At 60.7% G+C, this 23,152-nt stretch carries 19 protein-coding genes; 4 read left to right on the top strand and 15 right to left on the bottom strand.

The window, feature by feature from the left end:
- Positions 1 to 16: 16 nt before the first annotated feature.
- The 8 genes from IT444_00340 to IT444_00305 are packed head-to-tail and all read right to left on the bottom strand — an operon-like array spanning position 17 to position 8,146.
- Positions 17 to 571: a hypothetical protein gene (locus IT444_00340; protein ID MCC7191201.1), complete on the bottom strand. Its 555-nt coding sequence runs from the start codon at positions 569 to 571 to the stop codon at positions 17 to 19.
- A complete protein-coding gene (locus tag IT444_00335; GenBank protein MCC7191200.1) occupies positions 568 to 1,800 on the bottom strand; it encodes a hypothetical protein in 1,233 nt (410 codons plus the stop codon). Before IT444_00335 ends, IT444_00340 begins: the two co-directional genes overlap by 4 nt.
- A gap of 34 nt (positions 1,801 to 1,834) precedes the next feature.
- Positions 1,835 to 2,971 (bottom strand): hypothetical protein, encoded by a 1,137-nt coding sequence (locus IT444_00330; protein ID MCC7191199.1) that lies wholly within the window; start codon positions 2,969 to 2,971, stop codon positions 1,835 to 1,837.
- The gene (locus tag IT444_00325) at positions 2,964 to 4,052 is read right to left on the bottom strand and encodes a hypothetical protein (protein MCC7191198.1); all 1,089 of its coding nucleotides are present in this window, start codon (positions 4,050 to 4,052) and stop codon (positions 2,964 to 2,966) included. Before IT444_00325 ends, IT444_00330 begins: the two co-directional genes overlap by 8 nt.
- Positions 4,052 to 5,263 carry an amidohydrolase family protein gene (locus IT444_00320; protein ID MCC7191197.1) on the bottom strand — a complete coding sequence of 404 codons (1,212 nt, stop codon included), beginning with the start codon at positions 5,261 to 5,263 and terminating at the stop codon, positions 4,052 to 4,054. The genes IT444_00325 and IT444_00320 overlap by 1 nt, the downstream gene beginning before the upstream one ends.
- A gap of 2 nt (positions 5,264 to 5,265) precedes the next feature.
- Positions 5,266 to 6,150, bottom strand: a complete 885-nt coding sequence (locus IT444_00315; protein ID MCC7191196.1) for a dihydropteroate synthase — start codon at positions 6,148 to 6,150, stop codon at positions 5,266 to 5,268.
- Positions 6,132 to 7,499, bottom strand: coding sequence for a methylenetetrahydrofolate reductase C-terminal domain-containing protein (locus IT444_00310; protein MCC7191195.1), 1,368 nt, complete (start codon positions 7,497 to 7,499; stop codon positions 6,132 to 6,134). The genes IT444_00315 and IT444_00310 overlap by 19 nt, the downstream gene beginning before the upstream one ends.
- Positions 7,500 to 7,510: 11 nt before the next feature.
- Positions 7,511 to 8,146: a corrinoid protein gene (locus IT444_00305; protein MCC7191194.1), complete on the bottom strand. Its 636-nt coding sequence runs from the start codon at positions 8,144 to 8,146 to the stop codon at positions 7,511 to 7,513.
- Positions 8,147 to 8,247: 101 nt separating this feature from the next.
- On the opposite strand from IT444_00305, the gene IT444_00300 reads away from it, so the two are divergent.
- On the top strand, positions 8,248 to 9,069 hold the full coding sequence (locus IT444_00300; protein ID MCC7191193.1) for a DUF1638 domain-containing protein: 822 nt from the start codon (positions 8,248 to 8,250) through the stop codon (positions 9,067 to 9,069).
- A gap of 17 nt (positions 9,070 to 9,086) precedes the next feature.
- Complete coding sequence (locus IT444_00295; GenBank protein MCC7191192.1) at positions 9,087 to 10,778, top strand: DUF4445 domain-containing protein; 1,692 nt, start codon at positions 9,087 to 9,089, stop codon at positions 10,776 to 10,778.
- Between the two features lie 47 nt (positions 10,779 to 10,825).
- Here the strand turns inward: IT444_00295 and moaA are convergent, their stop codons facing one another.
- The 7 genes from moaA to IT444_00260 all read right to left on the bottom strand — a co-directional run bounded on the left by moaA (position 10,826) and on the right by IT444_00260 (position 20,355).
- Complete coding sequence (gene moaA / locus IT444_00290; GenBank protein ID MCC7191191.1) at positions 10,826 to 11,884, bottom strand: GTP 3',8-cyclase MoaA; 1,059 nt, start codon at positions 11,882 to 11,884, stop codon at positions 10,826 to 10,828.
- A gap of 11 nt (positions 11,885 to 11,895) precedes the next feature.
- A complete protein-coding gene (locus IT444_00285; GenBank protein ID MCC7191190.1) occupies positions 11,896 to 12,726 on the bottom strand; it encodes a molecular chaperone TorD family protein in 831 nt (276 codons plus the stop codon).
- 12 nt (positions 12,727 to 12,738) lie between these two features.
- Positions 12,739 to 14,031 carry a 4Fe-4S dicluster domain-containing protein gene (locus IT444_00280; protein MCC7191189.1) on the bottom strand — a complete coding sequence of 431 codons (1,293 nt, stop codon included), beginning with the start codon at positions 14,029 to 14,031 and terminating at the stop codon, positions 12,739 to 12,741.
- Entirely contained in the window at positions 14,024 to 14,386 is a 363-nt protein-coding gene (locus tag IT444_00275; protein MCC7191188.1) for a hypothetical protein, read from the bottom strand. The genes IT444_00280 and IT444_00275 overlap by 8 nt, the downstream gene beginning before the upstream one ends.
- Entirely contained in the window at positions 14,376 to 17,906 is a 3,531-nt protein-coding gene (locus IT444_00270; GenBank protein ID MCC7191187.1) for a molybdopterin-dependent oxidoreductase, read from the bottom strand. The genes IT444_00275 and IT444_00270 overlap by 11 nt, the downstream gene beginning before the upstream one ends.
- A gap of 45 nt (positions 17,907 to 17,951) precedes the next feature.
- Positions 17,952 to 19,664: a c-type cytochrome gene (locus IT444_00265; GenBank protein ID MCC7191186.1), complete on the bottom strand. Its 1,713-nt coding sequence runs from the start codon at positions 19,662 to 19,664 to the stop codon at positions 17,952 to 17,954.
- Between the two features lie 268 nt (positions 19,665 to 19,932).
- Complete coding sequence (locus IT444_00260) at positions 19,933 to 20,355, bottom strand: Rrf2 family transcriptional regulator (GenBank protein ID MCC7191185.1); 423 nt, start codon at positions 20,353 to 20,355, stop codon at positions 19,933 to 19,935.
- Between the two features lie 188 nt (positions 20,356 to 20,543).
- Here IT444_00260 and IT444_00255 point away from each other — a divergent pair, with 188 nt between their 5' ends.
- A complete protein-coding gene (locus IT444_00255) occupies positions 20,544 to 21,173 on the top strand; it encodes a hemerythrin domain-containing protein (GenBank protein ID MCC7191184.1) in 630 nt (209 codons plus the stop codon).
- A gap of 163 nt (positions 21,174 to 21,336) precedes the next feature.
- On the top strand, positions 21,337 to 23,109 hold the full coding sequence (locus IT444_00250; GenBank protein MCC7191183.1) for a cobalamin-dependent protein: 1,773 nt from the start codon (positions 21,337 to 21,339) through the stop codon (positions 23,107 to 23,109).
- Positions 23,110 to 23,152: the final 43 nt, after the last annotated feature.

Genomic DNA, 23,152 nt, shown 5'->3' with positions numbered 1-23,152 from the left:
GGCTGACCGCGGAGATTTAGATGAGCAGGACGGTCGATGCGACGCAGCGCGATCCAGGCGGCGGGACGGCGCGGAAATCAATGACTGACGTTGACAGGCACGCCGATGCAGGCGGAGTCGGGGAAAAAGCAGGCGCAGGCATGAAAGCCAGCGTCAGCGCAGAAATCACTGACCGCGAGAGGTTTCGTGTGAGTTGCGTGCTCGATAGCTCGACATGCTGACACTCGCCCGCATCGGGGGCGGCTGCCAACTCGAAGGCAAACTCCTGCATCAAACCTGCCTCGTTGACGTGGCAAGCTTCATGCTCGGCGAAGCCTTCGACAGCAACGTGCCCATCCGCGCCTTCGCACAGCACGCGATACTGACCAAAGAACGGCGCGAAGACCAGCAGCACGACTGCCAGGAAGCAAGCGGCGGATTTAGTGAAAACGCGGATCATGCTTGAACGATTTCTCAGCCCGACGCGCAAGCGCAACCGATATCCGGCTCGCCTGACGGCAGGCGAAGCCATGAGCTTACCTGAAAAGTGCAGACACAGCAGCACTACCGCTGCCTGCGGGCGGATGTTCACACCGAGTTACGCAGTCCGTTGCCGCGACCTGCTGCGTTACCCGTGAAACCCTTTGAGGGGGGCAGGGGTTTTGCTTCGGAGGCGGTTTTACTGCTGGTTTCGAGTTGGCCGAGTGGTTTGAGATTCACTCCGCGGCCCCAGAGATCGCGGATGTTGTGCAGGTAGAACATGTAATTATCCAGCGACACATCGGGCGGGACGCGGTGATCCGCAAAGCCGATGAACCCGCCTTCCTCAACCAGCGGAGTAAGGCGGCGGACTTCGGCTTCGATCTGGCGTTTGTCTTTGGCGAGAATGTGTTTATCCACGCCACCCATGAGCAGCAGTTCCTTGCCGTATTGACGGCGGTAGCGGACGGGGTCGCCGCCCCATGTGCCGACTTCGATGGGGAACATGCAGTTGACGCCCGCTTCGAGCCAGAGGGGCAGCAGTTGGTCGATGCAGCCGTCGCAATCGACCCAGACGACATCGCAGCCGTTGGCGCGGTGAATCTCGGTGATGCGTTTGTATTGGGGGACGAGATAACGCTTGAAGTGTTCGGGTGAAAGCAGCGGTCCGCCGTTGTAGCACATGTCTTCCCACATGCCTATACAGTCGAACTTGGCTCCCATTTCGTAGAGCTTGAGCGTGACCGCGACATTGCAATCGCCCAGCGTGGTGACTATTTCCTCGAAAAGCGCGGGATCGTCATAGACCAGATAAGAGACCGCTTCGATACCCATCCAGTCGCGGATCCAGCCGAAGAGGCTGCCGCCTGCTGCGCAGCGGGGCACAGGATAGTTGGGGTCGTCCCAGATGCGACGTGCCTCGACAGGATCGGGCAGTCGTTTGGGGTTGGACGGATCAAGCCGCCATTTGTAGTGCTTTTCCCAGGAATCGCGATCGACGAGGGTGTGGCCCAGGTGATTGGGGATCGAGCCCATGTATTTTTTTCGCAGGACGATGACCCCGTCTCCCTGCTGGACGACTTCGTGATCGCCGCGGTCTTCGATGACTTTGTATTCAAAGGTGGGGTTCAGATAGACATCGCCGGAAATACCGCCGGCGTAGGCGTCCATACCGAAGAACTGGTTGGTCGTGGTGGTGTTGTGTCCGCCGCCGACCCATGCGGGCAGCCCCTGCTTGTGCCACTCCTCGATGGTTTCCGGCCAGAAGCCGAAGTCGCAGATCGGAGCGCGATCACGCGGCTGGTAGTGCATGGTCGCATTGAAGCGTTGACGGTCGTTCATGGGTGGTGTCTCAATGGGTTAGAGGGTGATGTGGTTAACCGTAGTAGGAGTATTGATCCAGCAGTTGCACAACAAAGCGGTAAGTCTCCAGGCTGACCGACGGCGGCACGGAATGATCGGAGTGATAGGCGTAGCATCGCCCGGCCATACCCGCGCGCAGCTTGTCGCGTACCTCAGCTTCGATCATGGCGCGGTCATTGGTGGACAGCACCCGCGCGTCGATGTTTCCAAAAAAGGCGAGCCGTTTGCCGTGCGAGGGAACCAGTGAGTGAAGGTCCATGTTGGCTTTGGCTTCGAGCGGCTGGAGGCAGTCGATGCCCGCCTCGACGTAGAGGTCGAGGAAGCTGCGCACATCGCCGTCGGTGTGCAGCAGCACCTTCATCCCCTTGGCGTGCGCCCAGTCCGCCAGCCGTTTGTGGTCCGGCCAGATCAACTCGCGGTACATGGTCGGCGAGCAGATCGTGGCGTGGTTGTACGCCATATCGCCGTAGATCCAGAGGCCGTCAGCCTCGATGCCGTTGGCGAGGAAGCGTTCCATGTCCCGGATGACCAGATCAGCGAATGTCCGTGAAATGTCCTGGATCAGTTCAGGATCGTCCGCCATGGCGTAAAGCGAACCGACATCACCCATGAGTTTGCGGGTGATCTCGAAGGCTTCCTGCACGCCGAAAACCAGATAGCGCTGCGCCGCCCGGTGGATCTCGAAGCGGCGCTTCCACCACGCCAGATCAGGCTGCGGCGGTGACGCCAGCAGGCGCGGCTTGATGGACGATTCCCAGGCGTCGCGGCCGTCGCATTCCCATGCGACGTGTTCAGGCGTGCCGCTGCGTGCTTTCCAGTAGCGAACCGTCGCGCCCCAGGGGTCTTGATAAACCACCGTCTGCTCGTCCTCGCTGACGATTTTTTTCTGACCGTGATACACCTCAGGCACCGAGTCGCCGACACCTTCGATGTCGTAATAGCCCATGAGGTCCATTGCGCCGTCGTAGCCGCCTGTGAGACCTTCGCTTTCCCAGCGCGTGATGGTGTCAGCCCAAAAGCTGTCGTAGCGAGGCACACGGTCGTGATCCTGCCGTTCAAACATGCGCGCGAATCGCTCGCGTCCGGTGAGCGGTCGGCGAGTCAGCGGAGTCGGCGCGGTCGAGATGTCCGGCGTGTGGGATTTAGTCATAGCGGCCGTACTTATCCAACATCTGGATCAGTGCCTGATACGTCTGCCAGCTCACCTGCGGCGGGACCGAGTGGTCGGAGTGATACATGTAACACCGGTTCGCTTTGCCGGCGGCGAGTTTGGTCGAAACCTCATGCTCGAGTTGTTCGAGATCGTTGGTGGACATCACCATCGCGTTGATGTTGCCGAAAAACGCCAGCTCTTTTCCATAGCGGGGGCAGAGGTCGCGGATATCGACGTTAGCCTTGGATTCGAGCGGCTGGAGGCAGTCAAACCCCGCCTGAATGTAGAGGTCCACCACGGCGCGAATGTCGCCGTCGGTGTGGTAGATCATTTTCATGTTGTGGCTGTGTGCCCAGTCCGCCAGCCGCTTGTGATCGGGCCAGATCAGTTCCTTGTACATCGCCGGCGAGCACACGGTGGCGTGGTTGTACGCCATGTCGCCGTAGATCCACAGTCCGTCGGGCTGTGCGCCGGCGGCCATGACCGCATCGAGGTTGCGAATGACTTGATTGGTGAAAGTGTGCGATACGTCGCGCACCCATTCAGGATCCTCTGCCATGGCGATCATCGTGATCTCGTCACCCATCAGGGAGCGCGTTTCCTCGAAGCTCTCGACCGCGGCGAGGTAACACCATCGGCCCTTCTCACGGCCAACCGCGAGGTTGCGCTTGGCTGCTTCAGGATCGAGTTGGAGTCCGGTGGAAAGCAGCGCGGGCTTGAAGCGATTTTCCCAGGCGCTGCGGGAGTCGCACTCAAAGCCCAGATGCTCAGGCGTACCGCTGCGCTCCCGCCAGTAGCGCACCAGCTTGCCCTGCGCATCGCGGATCACCCGTGTCGTTTCATCCTCGCTGACGACCTCCTCCCGGCCGGGGAACGCGCTGGGCCACAGCCAGCAGATGTAGTGCAGATCGGATTGCAGAAGATCCAGCGCGCGGTTCGACCCGCCCCAAAGCCCTTCTTTTCCCCATCGCTCAAGGGTTTCCGGCCAATAGGTATCGTGCCGTGGAACCCGGTCGTGGTCCCGGCGTTCCATCATTCGATTCACCCGATCACAGCCGGACAAAACAGCCTTGGTCATTACGAATTCCTTCCGATCGAAGCAGGGGTCAGCGATACGACATCGTTGCCGATGACGACTTGGCGCGGGCGGCGCAGGTTTTCGATGTCATCGAAGGGAGAGCCTTCGAGCACCAGGAGTTCCGCGGAGTTTCCCGGAGCGATGTCACGAGAGGGACAGCCCCAGAGTCGTCGCGGTCGGGAGGTGGCTGCGGTCAGCACTTCCTCCATGTTCATGCCGGTGTCGTGGAAGAACAGAAGTTCATCGACCAGCCCTTTACCATGCGGCACGCCGTAGCTGCCGGCATCGGAGCCGGCGACGAGCATGACACCCATGTTGCTCGCCGCCGCCACCTGCTCATGGTGCTGACGGAGAATCTGATCGAGCTGTACCACAGCGGATGAGCTGAGGTTGATTAACGTCGGATTGTCCTTGACGAATTGGACCGGCGAAAAAGTGGGTACCCAGGCGGTGCCCTGATCCGACATGGCGCGCAGGATTTCACGCTCCATGAAAAAGCCGTGTTCGATCGAATCGATGCCCGCCTTGACCGCGATTTCCAGACCATCGAGACCGCTGCAATGAGCGTAGGTCCGCAGCCCCAGTTGGCGCGCGGTCCGCACGATCAACCGCGTCTCCTCCAGATCAAACTGCACGCCGCCTTTCATTTTTCCGGTATCGAAGTCGATGATGCCCGTCAGCAGGATTTTCAGATCGTCTGCGGTGGGCGCGAGCTTGTGAATCGCGGCGACGATGCTGTCGGCATCAGTGACTTCGAGGGCCATGAAGGAGCCGTATCGACCCGCCCGGCGCATCGCAAAGCCGGGGCTGCGGATGATGGGTGTCGGAGGTTTTGCCGCGGCGCACTCAGCCTTGATGCGCTTATTGATGCCGAAAAAATCACCGGCGTCCCGGATCGTGGTCACACCCGCAGCGAGATTCTCCGCGACGCTGCGCCGCGCCGTGGCCAGCATCGCCTCAGCCGGCGCGGAGAGGTAAGCCTTTCGCACGTTCACATCAAGCTCGCTGCCGTCAAGAAAAAGATGGCAGTGAGCTTCAATCAGCCCCGGCATGACAAACGGTGCAGCGAGAGACTGAGGCGGCGCGACACCGCCCGGATGGCTGGTGATCCGACGGATCACGCCGTCCGTTATTTCGATCCAATACGGGCCGTCGCTGTGATACCGCCACCCGTCGAAATAGGAGTTGACGGCGATTGTCAGGGAGGCCATGACTATTTTCTCTCGTAAAGTTCCTGTATCCGGGTCAGCGTTTCAAAGCCCTCGCTGGCGACGGCCTCGGCGAAGCCGCGGAGGACAAAGTCGTCGCTGGGAAGCATCTGGTACTCGCGACCGGCGGTACCCAGAATCGTGTCGAGTCCGTGCGGGATCGTCATGGTCAGGAAAGCCGATTCGACCTTGACGCTCAGTTTGCTGCCGTCGAGTGCCTGCTTGGGGAGCATGACACCGAGATTGGAAAGCCCCACGAGCATGTGGACGCCGCGCATTGCCGGATCGGAACCGATCTGCTGGATCGAGTCGATGGCGCGACGGGTTCGACCCTCGGTATCCGTGGCGATCGGACAGAGCGACACGTCGATGAAAATGTCATCGGGCGCGAGTGCGTGGCCGTTGCTCATGGCTCGCTGCGCCATCTGTCGGGCGGTATGGGCGATCTCCGTCGCGCTCTGGTTGGCGATTTCCACGCCGTCTTCAACCCGCTCGGACGCCATCAGCACCACCTTGGCGGGCTGGATTTTCAGCAGATCAAACATGTCCCAGCGCAGCTCGCTGATCGAGTTGACGATCGGCTTGCGCCCCCTGGCTTTGCCGGGGTCATAAGTCTTCAGACACACTTCCTGCACGGAGGCGTGGGGATAGTCGAACGACAGCGGCAGATCGACAACCGCCTGGATCGCCTCAATGACCTCACGCACGAAGGACGCATCATGGCTCGCCGTCTCACCGACGTTGATCGTCAGATAGTGCGCGCCCTTGGCACGCTGCGAAACCGCCAGATCTTGGAGACCCTTGATATCTCGGTTTTCGAGTAACGCCTTGGAGCTGGCGAATCCGGGATTGATCCGTTCGCCGATCAGGGTCAGCTTGCTGATGGACACGTTTCCTCCTTCGTGGTCGGCAACTGCTTTAAGTGGATGGACGCCGGTTTGGTATCCGTCTTTGACGGTGTTTGGCGCGAGGTTTTGAGATCCGCGACCAGCCCCGGCAGCACGGAATGGTCGGAGCCAAAGAGCATCAGGTGAACCCCCGCAACACCTTCGATCGCGCTGATCGCCGCAATGGATTCCCGCGCCAGCGCCAGCCCCTCAGCACGGATGTTCGCCGCACCGTCGAGCCGCCGGAAAATTTCCTCAGGCACACTCACGCCCGGAATCTTGGGCAGAATCGCCAATGCCTGTTTCGAGGTGACGACCGGCACACCTGCGATGATGAAAAGGTCGTCGTCGATCCGCTCGCTGCGGACGAGCTCCATGAACCGCCGAAATCCCTCGATATCAAAAATGAGCTGGGTTTGGATGAAGTCGGCTCCCGCAGCCGCCTTCTGTTTGAGCCGACGGACGGGCACTTCGATCGGCATGGTCAGGGGATTGATGACCGCACCGATGAACGGCCGGGGGGGCGGCTCCATGGTCTCCTGCGTGAAATGCACACGTCCGGTCTCGCGGAGGTACCGCGCTTCGTAAACCATCAGCGCCGCGTCCATGTCGTACACCTGCTTGATCTTCGGGGTGCCTCGATAGGAGTCCCCCGTCAGGCAAAGGGTGTTATGAACGCCGTTGATCTGATTCAGCAGCAATTCCGCGATGAAAGAGGTCTTGGTGTGATCGCGGCAGGTGGACTGGCAGATCGGCTCGACTCCCAGAGTAACGAGCCGGGCGGCAGCCACCGGCGAAGGCAGCGACGGCCGTGCGTTGAGAAAGGCGGTGGCGTTTACCGCGTCAAAATGGTCACGGATGATCCCGGCCTGTTCATCAAAGGCAGCAAAGCTCGAAGTTCGCGGTGCCCGTAATTCGCAGAGCCGTACAAACGCGCCGGATCGAAGCCGCAGTTCCAACCGCGAGAGGGTGGCCTGCGTCGCGCGGGTGCGACACGAGCCGAGGTCGAGGTAGGGCAGCGGTTTCCTGCCGTGTTCGTCCGCCCCGGTCAGGTAATTGAGATACGAAGAGGTCTGAATCAGTCGTGCGTCGGGTGAGGGAAGCAGTTTCGGGCAGTCGAGCGACTCCTTACCTGTCCTCTTGTGAATGCGTATCCAGACGCAGGGCTTGTCGGGATACACTTCACATTCACCGTTGAGCGTGCCGCCGCAGGGTCCGTTGCGTAGCCCTTTGGGGCAGGTCATCGGACAGATTAAACCCGTCTCGCGCAGGACACACTGTCCGCAGGCGCGACAGTCAAAGGCCATTCCTTTTAGAAAGGCCTCCACCCGGGCGACTGATTTTTCGAACATGGCGGCGCTCCTCAGACGGCCGCCCCGACAAGGCGGCGCGCAAGCTCAACGGCGGACGCGGCGTCAGGAGCGAAACCGTCGGCGCCGATTTCGCGGGCAAACCCTTCAGTGATCGGCGCGCCGCCGATGACGACCTTCACATCAGTCAGGCCGGCGTCACGAATCGCCTGCACGGTGCTCTTCATCGCGGGCATGGTGGTCGTCAGCAGAGCTGACAGCCCGATGATCCGGGCGTTACGCTCTTTGGCGGTGGCGATGAACTTGGCGGCCGAGACGTTGGTGCCCACGTCCACGACGTCGATGTTGGCACCCTTCCACATCATCGCGACCAGGTTCTTGCCGATGTCATGCAGGTCGCCCTGCACCGTACCGATGACGGCGGAGAACTCCGGCTGGATGCCGGCTTTGACCAGCAGCGGCTCAAGCAATGCCAGACTTTCCTTCATCGCGCGAGAGGCGATGAGCATCTCGGGGACGAAGATCTGGTTGTTCTTGAACTTCTGCCCCACCACGTCCATTCCCGCCACCATGGCGTCGAGAATCTCCCGTGCGGGGATGCCTTGGGCGATTGATTCCCGCGTGATCCGAGTGGACTCGGCGCGGTTGCCCTTTTCGATCGCCTGTGACAGTTCAGAGAGACTACTCATAATTGCTCCTTTTAGGATAATAATATCCTTTATTCGTTATATATGCTACACTGAATCAGAGCAAATTGGTCGCTTGTGGGAAAAGATTTGAGGAATTTTCCATGCCCCAGCCATCACAGACGTCACACGGGTCTGAGACGCAAGATCAGTCAGGCGATAAGCAACAGCCGTCCAAGCAGTTACGGGTGGCGATCATCTCCTGTGCCGTGCTCGAAATTGAGGTCGAGCACTACGCCAAGCCTTATTCCCATCTGATTCACTTTGAATGGATGCGTCAGGGGCTGCACAACGAGCCGGATCGTCTGCGCGTGGAGTTGCAAGCTGCGGTTGAATCCGTAGAGCAACGAGTGAATCCCGATGTGATTCTGCTGGGCTACGGTCTGTGCAGCCGGGGAACCGAAGGCGTCAAGGCAAGTCGTGCCAGGCTCATCATGCCCCGCGCCCACGACTGCATCACGATCCTGCTGGGCAGCAAAGAGCGATACGCCCAGTATGTCCGCCAGAATCCCGGCACATACTGGTACAGCCCCGGATGGAACAAGCATCACACGCCGCCGGGTAAGGAACGCTACAACAAACTCCTCCGAAAATATCAGGAGCAGTACGGCGAGGAGAATGCCGAGTTTCTCATGGAGGAGGAACAGAAGTGGTTCCAGACCTACGATCACGCGACATACGTCGATTTGACGATCGGGGCGACGGAGCAGGACCTGGATTACACGAAGCAATGCGCGGACTGGCTGGGCTGGCAGTTTGACCATCAGCGCGGCGATCCGTCCCTGCTCGAAGCGTTGCTGTCGGGGGACTGGGACGACGAGCGGTTTATTGTTCTTGAGCCGGGACAGTCCCTGCAAATGACCGCCGACGAGCGGGTGGTTGAAGTGGCACCGTCGGCAAAGGCCGGCGGAACCGCCGCACCCTGAGGATGAGTACCTGAACTATGGATCCAAAAGAATATCTGGATGTTGAATCGCCGCAGGACCGGCGGATGATCTCAACGGCCGGCAGCGGCGAACAGAAGCTTTCCGAAATACTCCGACGCGAGTCGATGCCGCTCAACACACGGTGCGGCCAGCGTGGTTTGTGTGATGGATGCGTGGTGGAGCTGGTTCGCGGCAGGGCGGTCCATTGCGTCACCGGGCAGGTCGTCGAGGCGGGGGCAGCCCCGGTGGAGCTGCGCGGCTGCGAGTTCCGTTTCGATGACAGATCGCATGTACGCATTCCAGCTCGTTCCCTGCTGGCGCATGAGCCGCAGGTCGTGACGTCGTTTCGTCTGAACGTCGCCCGTGCCCATGACCCGCTCTGGCAGCACCAGGCGTCGGGAAACGGCACCAGCGGTAGCAACGGATCGTTACCGCGAAATCTGGGTGCCGCCATCGATGTCGGCACGACGACGGTGGCGGTTCTGCTCGTCGATCTGGCGACCGGCGAAGTGGTCGGGCAGTCCTCAGCCTTTAACCGCCAGATGCACCTGGGCGATGACGTGCTGACCCGCATCAATCTCTGCCTGAGCGATTCAGCAATGGTGCAGCAATTACAGGATGCTCTGGTGAAGGAGACCATCGCGCCGTTGCTGCGCAAAGCAATGGTGTTTCCTGACCGCCAGCCGCATGAGGACCGCCTCGTCTGTCTGTCGATCGCGGCTAACACGACGATGCTTCATCTGCTGGCGGGGGTCGATCCCTCGCCGATGGGCACCGCACCGTTTACGCCTGCCTTTCTGGAACATCGCTGCATCACGGCCGGCAGTGTGCGGCTTGAAGTGCCGGGTCTGGCGCCGGATACCCCCATTCATCTGCTGCCGTCGGCGTCGGCGTATGTCGGCGCTGACCTCTGCGCCGGTGTGCTCGCCAGCGGCATGCTCTACGATCCGGGGCCGAGTCTCCTGGTCGATGTGGGCACCAACGGCGAAATCATCCTCAAGCAGGATGAGCGGCTGCTGGGTTGCGCAACGGCGGCAGGGCCGGCGTTCGAGGGCGCGCGACTCACCAGCGGAATCCGTGCAGGTCGCGGCGCTATCGAAACCATCCGGTTTGAAGCGTCACCCTTTGAAGTGCGGACGGAAGTGATCGGCGGAGATAAACCCGTGGGAATCTGCGGGTCGGCGTATATCGATTTCCTCGCGGAAGGACGACGCATCGGCCTGCTCGACCCAACCGGTCGCTATCAGACCGCACATCTGCCCGGTTCGGAAAAAGCGATGAGCCGCGATGAGCACGGCACCTTGTCGCTTAAGGTTGCACACGGTCGCGGCCGTGAAGCGGTTCTGGTCAGCGAGCCTGACATCGCTTCACTGCTCCAGGCCAAGGCCGCCATCGCCGCCGGTATTCTGACGCTGCTCGAACGTGTCGGGCTTGCGCCGTCCGATCTGCGCAAGGTCTATCTCGCCGGCGGATTCGGCCTGCATCTGGATGTTCCCAACGCCATCGCCAGCGGCTTGCTGCCGGGGTTTACCCCGCAACAGGTTGAAGTCGTCGGCAACACGTCGCTCGGCGGCGCGTACCTGACGCTGCTTGATCGGAACGTACTGAAGGAAATATCCCGCATCGGCCGCGATATGGAAATCGTCGAGCTGAATCTTGATCCGGGCTTTGAAGCCCGCTACATCGATCAGCTCGCCATGCCGGAGTGACCCCGCCGCTCTGCTGTCGATTTTCGTTCCGTTGTGGGACGGGTTTATTACCCGCCGATCCGAGTCATGATCCCCGCGCCGGTGGCGGGGTGTTCCCGTTTCTTTTCCGCTAGCGAACTCATCAGCATCCGGTCGAGCAACGCAGCATCAAACTCCGGACGAAGTGCCCGCATCAGGTTTCCCGCGGGATGATCCATCAGGCAGGGGTAAATCGTTCCATCGGCACCGATGCGGATGCGATCGCACGCCTCGCAGAATCGGCAGCTCATCGCGGTGACGAAACCGATGCGCACGCACCGGCCGTCACGCAGCTCCGCCAGATCGACCCTCGCCGCGTCGGAGCCTGATGAGAAGTGCCACCACGACCGCACGATCGGGTCGAGAGATTTTCTCATCTCCTGCTGCGAGACAAACCGGCCGGCCCATTGCGGGGCGAGCGGTCCCATGGGCATCAGCTCGATCAGCCGAATCTCCAGTCCGCGATCCGCGGCAAAGAGGATCAGCTCCGGCAGGTCGGCCGTATTCTCATCGCGGACGACAACCGTGTTGATTTTCACCGGCAGGAGACCGGCTGCCTGCGCCGCATCGATTCCCTCAATTACACGGGTCACGCCGCGCACGCCAGTGACGCGCTCGAAACGGTTGGGGTCGAGCGAGTCGAGGCTGATGTTCACACGGCGCAGACCGGCGCGGCGGTAGTCATCGGCGTGGCGCGCCAGCGTCAGACCGTTGGTCGTCATTGCCAGGTCTTCCAGGCCACGAATCGCACTGAGACGGCGGATGATTTCCAACAGGTCCGAGCGGCTGGTCGGCTCGCCGCCGGTAAGCCGCACCTTTCGCACGTTCCGCTGCTCGACGAGGTGACGGACGAGCCGCTCGATTTCAACAGGCGTCATCCGGGACGGATCATGATCGTGACCCATCGTGGTTGGTCGGCAGTAGAGGCAGCGCATCGAACAGGCGGATGTCAGGGAGAGGCGGAGATAACGGACCCGCCTGCCGTGAGCGTCCTGCAGATTTTCACCCGGACGGATCGCGTCCACGTCACAACGGGAGCTTTCGCTCTGATAGTCGAGAACGGGAAGTGAAACGCTGGAGTTGAGCACCGTATCGACGCCTACTGGGGAACCGCCTGTGCACAGCCGCCGCAGCTCTCCTCCTCGGCGGGCGGAGGCTCGACCATCGGAGCGATGATGCGCTGGCTGGGTTCGACGCCGTTGGCGATCCGCTCAGCAGCGGTCCAGGCACGCAGCACGCGGGCGGCACCCGCCCAGTCCTGCAGCGCGTCGCGCGTCGCCGTGTCGGCAAGGTCTGGTGACATTCGCTCGACTCGTCGTTCCACGCATCGCGCAAATGTCGGTATCCACCAGACGATGTGGTCACGCACGAAGTTTTTCAGGGCGTCCTGGCAGACCTCCGCACCTTCACCCATTGCCTGTTGCTGCGCATGGCTCAATTTCTGGAGCAGGAACGCGATGAACTCCAGCTCAAGCGAAACGTGATCGTGTCGCTCCGGGCGCAGATCGCTCGGCTCGACGCTGAACGCCCGGTAAAACCCTGCGATGTCCGCCATCTGCTGGGCGCGATAAGTCGGATCGCTCCAGTGGCAGTATTCGGTCTCATAGGGTGTGCAGTCGCGCGAAGCGACCAGGCCGAAGACCACCTGATACATTTCCCCGCGCAATTGCGGCTCGCGCGCCAGCCAGCGGATGAGCGGCTCGATGTCGGTCTCTTCGGGGCGCAGCTCTCCGAGTCCCAGCTTGGCGGGCGGCTGGGTGCGGCTGGAGTCGGCCAGCACCGCCCAGGCGCGTCGGAGCAGATTCGCATCAAAGCGGTGCGTTGAGTCGAGCGGCCTGGCGCGGCGATCCACCATCGCCTCGGAGAGCGCAGCGACGACAACCTGTCGAGCCAGCAGGTCAGCGGTATCCACCAGAGTTTGGGTTTCCATCGCGTGATCCTCTCAGATGCTGTTCATGTGCAGTTCAGCATTACGCTCGAACGACGGCTCTTCGATTGTTGTGCGGACGACCTCGACACCGAACTTGTTGTATCCGAGCACGGTGTCGTTGTAGATCTCCTGCACCTTGGTCTTGCCGTTGGGCATCGTCACTTCGATTTCGGCGACCTTCGGTCCCTGTTTCACTTCGTAGCGGAAGATGATCTGCTGCGTGGCGCGGAAAAGCTGGAGCACCGCCAGCAGGTCGCGGTCGGGGCAGGAGTATTGCTCGATCGCCGATTCGACGCCCGGCCCGAACATCTGCGTCAGGTAGGGGCGGGGCACCCAGCGGGGCGGGATGTAGAAACCATTAGGTTCGGTACCGAACTGAGGATAGAGCGGCAGGGCGATTTTCCGCTCACGGATCAGGTAATACAGCGGGCTCCAACGGTCTTCCGCCCACTTGCCGTCGGGACCGATCTTGACCAGACCCTGAAGACGGATTTTGCCGGGGCAGACAGCCATGCAGCGTGTTTCCGCCGGTTCACCGTTGGGGCTGATGTGCGGGTCTTTGCCTTCGATGCGTGGATAGCAACCGACACACTTTTCGCTTGTGCCGGTGGTCGTGCGATACATGGACTTTTTGTAAGGGCATGCTTCGACGCATTTCTTGTAGCCCTGGCATCGGGACTGATCGATGAGCACGATGCCGTCTTCCGGCCGCTTGTAGATCGCCTGGCGCGGGCAGGCCGCGAGGCAGCCGGGATAGGTGCAGTGATTACAAAGCCGCTGAAGGTAGAAGTACCAGACTTTGTGTTCAGGAAGCTGCGCGCTGCTGCCGAAGGCCTCCTTGTTCCACGCTTCACCCGTTGCGGTTTCCTCGTGGATGTTGGGGGCCTGCCATTCCTGATCGGTGGGGATGTAGCCCAGCGCCCGTTTGGGGCCGGTCTCGTCGTACTGTTTGTCCACCGCTTCAAAGATGGTCTTGCCGTCGAACGTCCCGAAGGGAGCCTGCTGGGTTTTTTCCGCTTCAGGGTTCCAGACCTGACCGTCGGGGTTGGCGGCATTGAGAAGGTTGAGCAGCTTCGAGTCCCAGTTCTGCGGGTATCCGCCGAAGGGCTTGGTCTCGACGTTGTTCCACCACATGTATTCCTGACCGCGTGAGAAGGTCCAGGTGCTCTTGCACGCCATGGTGCAGGTCTGGCAGGCGATGCAGCGGTTGATGTTGAAGACAAAGGCGAACTGCCACTCCGGGTGGTGTTCTTCGTAGGGATAGCTCATCTCACGGCCGAGTTGCCAGTTGTAAACATTAGGCACGGTTTGGCTCCTTACTGGATCCCCCGATGGTCAACGTGGCGGACTGAACGTCACCGGTGAACTCCACGGTGCGGTGACGATGGCGACCGACGCGGTTAAAAGCGCCGTCGATCAGGGCGTCCATCGTCTGATCTCCCAGATCACGCCGCGCCGCGAAAAGTCCCTGAAAATTAGGATCACGACTCATCGCCAGCAGCTCCTGTCGGGGGATACCGATCTGGAGGAGCTCTTCGATCATGCAGCGAACCATCAGAGACGCATCGCCGGGGACGACGCCGCCATCGAGAATCAGAGGATGGTCCGGCTCCGCCGGCCGTGACGCGGGGTGAGCAGGCTGGTTGAGTTCAATACTCATCGCCGCCTCCTGGTGTCCCCAGCGTCGTCAGAGAACCGCTGAGGTAAGCGAGGTTTTTAGGTTCATGGCTTTCGGGTCCGAAGCCTGAGAGCGCCGGAGCCCAGATGCCTTTGCCGCCGATTCCGCCATCCTCCGCCTTGATGACGCGGACGAGCGTTTCCTTGGGCACGGTATTGATCGCGTGGTTGTCCACGTCGGAGCCGTACTTGAATCCCATGCCGCCGGTCTTCTTGTGGAAGAGTGTGTCGGTCTGGTGCATGGGCGGGAGCCAGCCGCGGGTGATCGACTGGTGCGAGCCGTACCGGTAGCTCGCCTGATAACCCGTATCCTCCGCCAGTGCCTGTCCGTCCGGCCGTGACTCGGCCGCCTTGACCGTTCGCTCACTGGCGATCCAGCCCGTGTGCTTCATGATGGTCATGTGGTAAGGCAGCGCGGGATTGACCTTCAACCGCACCATGCAGCGGAAGGCGCGGTAGCGGAAATCGTTTTCCTTCCAGCCGCGGTACGGCCGGTCCTGTGGATTGGCGTCCACCCAGACATAGTCGCCGGCGTTGAGTCCCAGGTCCTTGGCGGCCTGCGGATTCATCTGAATCTGCCGGTCGCCGACGCCCGGAGCGCGCTTGTCCGCGCGGTACGGGTCGCCGTGATTGCAGGACCAGATCCAGTTCCAGTCCACCGTGGACCACGAGGAGTGCGTGCTGTGACGGCTTTTGGGTGTCGAGCAGAAGAAGCGGAAACCCTGCGCCCAGAGCGGATTGACCGTCTTTTTGACTTCCTCCCAGGACATCTTGACGTTTCGCACGCTTCGCTCGTCGGGATCGAGTGAGTCCAGAGCGATGCCGTAGCTCTGCGGCCTGATGTAGGGACTGGTCGAGACGATGACGTTCGGCAGGTAGGGCGTCGCTTCCACACCTTCGCGGTGGACGATGAGATTTTCGCCGTACTCGATCGCTTCGGGCAGATCGCAGTAGGAGGCGAGCCGTCCTGAGTCGGTGTAGAACGGGACGTTGTCGTGGACCTGTTCGTAGAACGCCACGCGCGGATAGGTACGGAAAAGCCACAGAGCCGAGCCGGGCTGGCCGCCGTACTCACCGCGCATCATGCGGTCGATCTGGTATGGGCCATCTTTGCCGCGGGTGGTGATGCACGAGTCGAGAACCCGCTGGATATAGACGCGGCTCTTGCGCTCCTTGATGTACTTCCAATAATCGCTGAACCGCTTGTCGCCCGTGATGGCGGTGAAGGCGTCACCGACGAGCGAAAAGACCATGGCGTCATCGCGTGAATCATGCACCGGCTTGAGCGCGTCGCCGCCCCACGCCTGGATGAACGGGTTCGAGCACGATCCGCCGATCTCAAGATCCTGGAACTCCACCCACGAGTTGACGGGCAGGACGATGTCGGCGTACTCGGCCGAACCGGTCCATTCCATCTGCTGGTCGATGATCATGTCAACCTTGGGCAGCACGTTCTGGATCAGGTCGTAGATCCACTTGGACTGATTGAGGAAGTTGGCGTTGTTGTACCAGATGAGTTTTGTCGGAGTGGGCAGGTGCGTCTGGCCGGTGAAGAGCTTTTCACCCTGCGCCGTTTTGATCTTCAGCACCTTCTCGCCATAGGCCCAGTAGCTGGGTTCCTCATTGGATGAGCAATGGCGCATGTGGTGATGATCGATCACGCCCTTCTCATCGAGGACGGGGTTGAAGGGGTCTTCGTAGATGTAAGCACCCACACCCGGACCGGCCCACGACGCGCCCTGGAACAACGCGCCCTTGTAGTTGCCGGCCCATGTGTGCGAGCCGGTTCCGTGCTTGCCGATGTTGCCTGTCAGAGCCACGAGCATGAAGCAGACGCGGTTGTGCAGCGTGGCGTGGAAGTAGTGGTTGACGCCTTCGCCGACGTGGATTGCCGCGGGCTTGATCGTCGCCAGATCCTTGGCGAGCCGTTCCACGAGCACGGGGTCGGCCCCGCTGAGTTCCTGGACCGTCTTGAGGTCGTAATCCTTGAGGTGGCGGCGATACATTTCGAGCACCGGCATGACTTCGACGCGCTTGCCGTCGATCGTCTCGACCGTGAAGGTTCCGTCGAGTGCCGGCTCGAACGCGAGCTTTTCACCCACCTCGTCACGCGACACCGCGACGACCTGACCCTTCTTGGCGTCCCACATGCAGAAGTCGCCGATGGACTGACGCTGCTCGTCGGTCAGGCCGTGCGCCTTGTAGGACGGACCGCCCTTGATGTCTTTAATTACGTATCCCTTGAACACATCCTGCGGACGCAGACGCTGAAGGTTGTCGGTACGCACCAGCAGGGGGAAGTCAGTGAAGCGGCGGCAGAAATCTACGTCGTGCCAGTTGTTGTCGATGATGAGCTTGGCGACACCCAGCAGCACCGCCAGGTCGGAAAGACCGGGACGCACACCGATCCAGTAATCGCTCTTGGCGGATGGTGCGGCATAGTCGGGGGTGATGCAGACGATCTTGCCGCCACGCTCCATGGTTTCAATGAACCAGTGCGTGTCAGCCATTTTGTTTTCGACCAGATTCTTACCGACATGGAGGAGGAAACGGCTGTAGCGCAGATCGTTGATGTCGCACTCGGAGGTCTGAAGTCCGGTGGCGAAAGGTCCGCCCGGAGCCTGATCGCCGCGCCATGTGTATTCATTCCAGTCCCGTGCGCCGACGGCATCGTCAGCACTCACGCCACGCACATGGTGGTCGATGAGACCGGTCATGTTTACCAATCGATAGAGACCGTATTTCCCCACCATGCCGTGAATGGGCAGGTTTGAACCCATCTTCATGGTGGAGGTGCCGGCGCCTTTCCATGGCTTGAGCATCAAGGGGTCGTAGCCGTCAGCCAGCAGGCGGCGTTTGCCGTCATCACCGCTGTAGGTCTTGGCGACCGCCATCATGCCCTTGGCGACGTAGGTGGAGATTTCCTCCCACGGCAGGCGGACGAAAGTATCGCTGCCGCGACTGTCGAACTTGTATTTGGATCGCAGCTCAGGTTTATCCGAGAGGCTAGGGAAACCATCATCAGCCCACTGCTTCCAGCCCTTGCGCACGACCGGACCGCGCAGACGGTAGGGGCCGTACAGGCGACGCTGGAAGGTAAAGCCCTTGGGACATCCGCGCGGGTTCCAGCCGACAGTGGCGCGATTGCCGTAGCAGTCGCCGATCTTGTCGCTGTCGTAGTTCTGCTCCGAACGGACCATGATTCCGTTACGGACGAACGCGCGCATGCGGCACATGTGCGTGTCGTTGGGAGCACAGATCCAGGTGAAGGTTCGGTCATAGCGATATTGATCGCGATAAACCGCCTCCCAGTCTCGTGAGGGGTAGGCTGCCAGTGGATCATTGACGCCCACCACCGGAGCTAATCCGCCCAGCGAAGGCCAGGCGAAAGCCGTGACGCCCACGGCACCGACCACTCCCATGAATTGGCGTCGGGAGACTTCGATGGGCGAGCCGGCGGCCGAGTCCGGCGCCGGGTTGCTGGGTTTTGTTTCTTCTTTCATGGCTTTGGTCCTGCTCCTGCGTCCGAATGATTGGTTCCCAGACGATTACGGCTTGATTTCCAGCCAGTACCACCCTGAAATAAGTTTGGTCCCGTTACGGTCACCGGAGTGACCATCCCAGACCGCAAAGGCGACCGGAACACGTGTGGATCGCACAAAATTCACGTCGGTCTTGTTGGCGGGCTTGAGCGTCCGCGACATCAGGACGCACCAGCGGCCGTCACGCCACTTCGCTGCGCCTTCGACGTTCTGCTCACCCACGGGCTGCTGCGTCAACGAACCGAAGCCCGCAGCGTTGGACTCGATCACCGGCCGCAGTTGCAGAGCCGGGTCGGCATTCGGATTGCCTGCGCCCCATGCGGTGATGTAGGTCTTGTCGTGTTCAGTGATCGGACCCTTTACAGGGTCACCTTTCTTGAACATGTACATGTCAGCAGGCGGATGCACATCGGCCTTCACCGTATCGTGCAGGCGCGACTCGTCAGCGTTGAGCTGACGGCTCGCCTTCCACTGCCAGATGTTCACCAGAGCTTCGACATCACCCGCACGGAAGCCCGCACCCATCGTCAGCGGCGGAATGCCGTCGCTGAGGCTGAACATCAATGCCCCGGCATCGGCGAAGCTGTTCACGCCCGCCACCGTATCCACGGTGGTGTCCGGCCAATCCAGACGAAACGCGATCTGATCGCCCACCTGCACCGCCCGCACCTCGATGGAGCGAGCGAACGAGCGCCGCTGCCACAGCGGCTGAAGAGTGGCTGCAACAGGCTTGACCTTTTCCCATCCGGCATGCAGTGGGTTTTTCAGCATTTCCGCATCGGAAGCAGCCGTTGCGGTGATGACCGCGCCGGGAGAGACACCGGTTTCTTCACGCGGGGTTTCCAGACTCTTGAGAAACGCCACCAGTGCCCACGTCGCATCGGTCTGCGGGTTGACTCCTTCGATCTTCGGCAGGGACTTGAAGCTTTCTCCGAACGCGGGCATCGGTGTGCCTGGTACACCCAGATATACCGCCCGGTAGAGATCGCCCGGCGTCGAGCCGCTCTTGTACACACCCATTGTGAAGTCAGCCGCCGGCAGCGGATAGCCGTCGGTGTCAGCCAGCGTGTTCGACGATGGGCCGTCACCCTTGCCCGTCTCGCCGTGGCAGACCGCGCAACCGATGCTCTGATAAATCAGCTTGCCCTGTTGAGCCAGGGATTGATCCAGCGTGGGAGCGTCGGGAACTTTCAATGGTGTGAGAGGATCGGAACCCTCGTGCTTGGGGCCCAGCGAGACGACGTACTGGCCGACCATGTCGATCTGTTCATCCGTGAGAGTGCCGGCGAAGGACGGCATGGCGGTCCGCTGGATACCGCCCTTGATGATCCGTCGCAGATCGTCAGCGGTGGGGGGCTGGTCAGTGGGAGTGGACTTGAACCGGAAAGAGCCAGTCGTGAAGTTTCGCGGCTTGGGGTAAACGAGGTAGGCAGCAGGCCCGTCACCCTTGCCTTCGGTGCCGTGACAACTCGCGCAGTTGGCGGCGAAAATCGTCCGTGCGTCCGCGGCGGCAGCCTGCGTCGTGGGAGGTGCCGCCGGGACCACGGAAGCGGAAGGGGTTGCTGTCGGTGTACCGGCTGTTGAGCCGCTCTGCCCAGGCCCCGCCGAATCACACGAAGCCGAAACGGCGACGGCGGCGGCGGTGAGCACTCCCAGCCACGGGGAGAGGGCTTGGTTGCGAACGGACACAGGGACGGTGAATCGGTTGAGGTGTTTCATCGGAGCGCCTCGTGATGCCGCCTCGGTTTAGGTGATAAAAAGATCACTATATCTATTTATCGGCGACACGGAGTTGTTTGTCAAATAGTTAAACGAAAGTTTTCCACAACGTCTGCCCGGAGGCTTCAAAGCCGCACTTTTTGAGTTTGGCCGGCGTGCTCGATTTCCAGTGCTTCGTGATTTCGTCATCACAACAGAGATCGGGCTTCGCAACTCATCGCCTGCGAAGCAGCCATACTCACCCTCACGGGCGAAACATCCCGAAGCACTAACGGTCAACTGCACATCCTCCTCTGATCACAGTCCCGATCTGTGCGGGCTGCAAGGGGACCGGACCCGGCGGCGTCAAATCCGCGATCGTCGTTTCCGCGAGCAGGTTTTGAATTCGCGCAAAAAGCTCCGCAATAGGGCGATGACAGGTACCCGCTGCGTGAACACAGCCGGACTGTCTCGGCGGCCGCTGAGCGCGCACGTGGCCGTTGTCCACTGCGTGAACGACAGCCTGGACCGTTAATTTGTGGGCGGGAACGCCGAGCACAAAACCGCCGCCGGCTCCGCGTCGTCCTTGAACGAGTCGCGCTCGACCGAGTTGGTGCAGAACTTTTTTGAGATAAGTCGGCGACACCGCCGCCGCCGCCGCCAACCGTTGTGATGTCAACGGATGATCGGGATTCCGTGAGAGGCAAATCAATGCCCGGACTGCGTATTCGGCGCTTTTTGATATCAGTCGCAACCTCACAACGGATAAAAATATCCTCATATCTTGACTGGGAGTGTACCAGCCGATACCGTGACTGACAAGAGCAAAAAATCATGCGCGGTGCATGACCGCCTCTCCGGGGTTACGCTGTGCTGAACTGCCCGCCCGTGGAGGTTCAATTGCCAATCAGTCTCAACGGCCCGCATCAGAGTGGATTCGATCAGCCAATGGCTCTGCTGAGCGATTGTCACCGGCGGATCGAGCGATTTTTGGGCATTCTCCAGCGTGTCTGCCGTGAATCACATGGCGGGCCGCTCGACGCTTCCCATCGCGAGGCCCTTGAGGTGGCGTTGCGCTATTTTTCGACTGCTGCGCCGCGTCACACCGCCGATGAGGAGTCGTCCCTTTTTCCACGGATGAGGTCCCTGCGTGACGACCGGGTCGCTGCCATGCTCGCCGAGATGGCCAGGCTCGAAGCGGATCACGCGATGGCGGTTCGTCTGCATGATGAAGTGGACGAGCTTGGCCGGCGGTGGCTGGCGGATGGAACCATCTCAGCCGCACAGACAGCGCGGCTGGAGGAATTGCTCGAATCACTGGTGACGATTTACGAGCGTCATATCGCCTACGAAGACCGCGTGGTCTTTCCCACCGCTTCGGAAGTGCTGTCCCCGTCGGACATCGCTGCGGTGGGTCGGGAAATGGCGCAGCGTCGCGGACTCGATCCCGGTCAAAAGCCCGTTGGATTGAATCTTCCCAAAAACACACTGGACCCACTGGCATCCAAACCTTCCCAGTCAAAACCGTGACCTTTAGTTGTGCAGGTTGAAGCTCGGAGCAGCAGCAGTTTCTCTCTGCTCCGGGCTTCAATCCTGATTCCGCGGTTCATGCCGGATCATCAGCCGTTGACAGGGTTGATGACGAGTCGGAGCCGCCCCTGTTTCCCTCCCTCTGTTACGAATCGAAAACACCATGTTGCAGACAGCACCGGTTATGCCGCCCGTTACGGGCCAACGGGCACTTGATCTTTCGCCGACAGGGCCGCGTCATCCTCTGGGCAGTGAAGCGCGTGTGCTGCTTTGCAGCGTGTTCGGGCCTTACGCGCAGGATGATGACTACGGCAGTCGCTCCATCAATCCGATGGAGCTGTATCACAATCAGGTCACGCGGGTTCAGGGGCCTTTCTCCCTGCGGATGTTTCACCGCTCGTGGGGCCTGATGCTGATTCAAGCCAACATTTCCGCACCCTGCACGCTGCTGGATTTTGCGCCTCGTGAGCAGTTCATCGAGGAGATTAAGCGCAACCGCTATGACGTGATCGGCATCGGGGCCATCATTCCCAATGTCGGCAAGGTGAAGGAAATGTGCCGCCTCATCCGCGAGATTCAGCCCGACGCGCAGATCGTCGTCGGCGGTCACGTCGCCAATCTTCCCAAACTGCACGCCCGGATCGACGCGGACCATATCGTCCGCGGCGAGGGTGTCAGTTGGTTTCGACGCTACCTGGGCGAGGATGACGAGCAGCCGCTGAAGCATCCTCGCATCATTTCCGGCCTGGGCGCACGCAGCATGGGAATCGCCCTGGGTGAAAAACCCGGAGACACCGCGGCCACCCTCATCCCCTCCGTCGGCTGCCCCGTCGGTTGCAACTTCTGCGCGACCTCGGCGATGTTCGGCGGCAAAGGAAAGTTCCTCAACTTCTTCGAGACCGGTGATGAGCTTTATCAGGTCATGGTCGATCTTGAACGCGACATGAAAGTCCGCTCCTTTTTCGTGATGGATGAAAACTTTCTCCTTCATCGCAAACGCGCGCTACGCCTGCTCGAATTGATGGAAGCCAATGGCAAAGCCTGGTCGCTCTACGTCTTCAGCTCCGCCAACGTCCTGCGCTCCTACTCCATGGAGCAACTCATCAGCCTGGGAATTTCCTGGGTCTGGATGGGCCTCGAAGGGGAGGACTCCCAGTACGCCAAGCTCAGCGGCGCTGACACCATGACGCTGGTACGCGAACTACAGGACAACGGCGTCCGCGTGCTCGGCTCAAGCATCGTCGGTATGGAAAACCACACCCCCGACAATATCGACGATGCGATCGCATACGCAGTCAAGCACGACACCGAGTTTCATCAGTTCATGCTTTACACGCCGATTCCGGGCACGCCGCTTTTTGCGGAACACAAAGCCAACGGTTCGCTGACCGATCCGGAATGCAATGACGTTGCTGACACACACGGCCAGTTGCGCTTTAATTTCCGACACCCCGGCATTCCCGCGGGGATGGAGACGGAATTTCTCATCCGCGCATTCACCCGCGACTTTGAAGTCAATGGTCCAAGCGTTGCCCGCGTTGCGAGGACGACCCTGCGGGGATGGAAACGCCATCGAAACCACCCGAACCCCCGCGTTCGTGATCGGTTCCGCTGGGAAGGCAGGGAGCTGGCGACGTCTTATGCGGGCGTGCTCTGGGCAGCCAGGCAGTGGTTTGCCGGCAATGCAGCTCTGAAAGCGCGACTCGGTGCGGTGCTGAACGACTTGTATCGAGAGACCGGAATCAAGGCACGAATCATCGCACCATTGGCCGGCCGGTTTATCCTCCATAAACTTCGTCAGGAAGAACGCCGTCTCAAAGAGGGCTGGACCTATGAGCCGCCGACGTTCCGGGAAACCAACGACTCCGCGGCAGTCACAGCCGGCCGCCCCGTGGTCACTGTGGGTCGCTGGTGTGCGCCGGCTGCTTCGCGATAATCTGACGGCGATTCGTTCAGTGTCAGCCTTACGGCAGGCTTCA

Source organism: Phycisphaeraceae bacterium (assembly GCA_020851465.1).
GTDB lineage: Bacteria > Planctomycetota > Phycisphaerae > Phycisphaerales > Phycisphaeraceae > JADZCR01.
The sequence above is the reverse complement of the archived record's forward strand: the minus strand, read 5'-3'. Positions and strand labels throughout refer to the sequence as shown.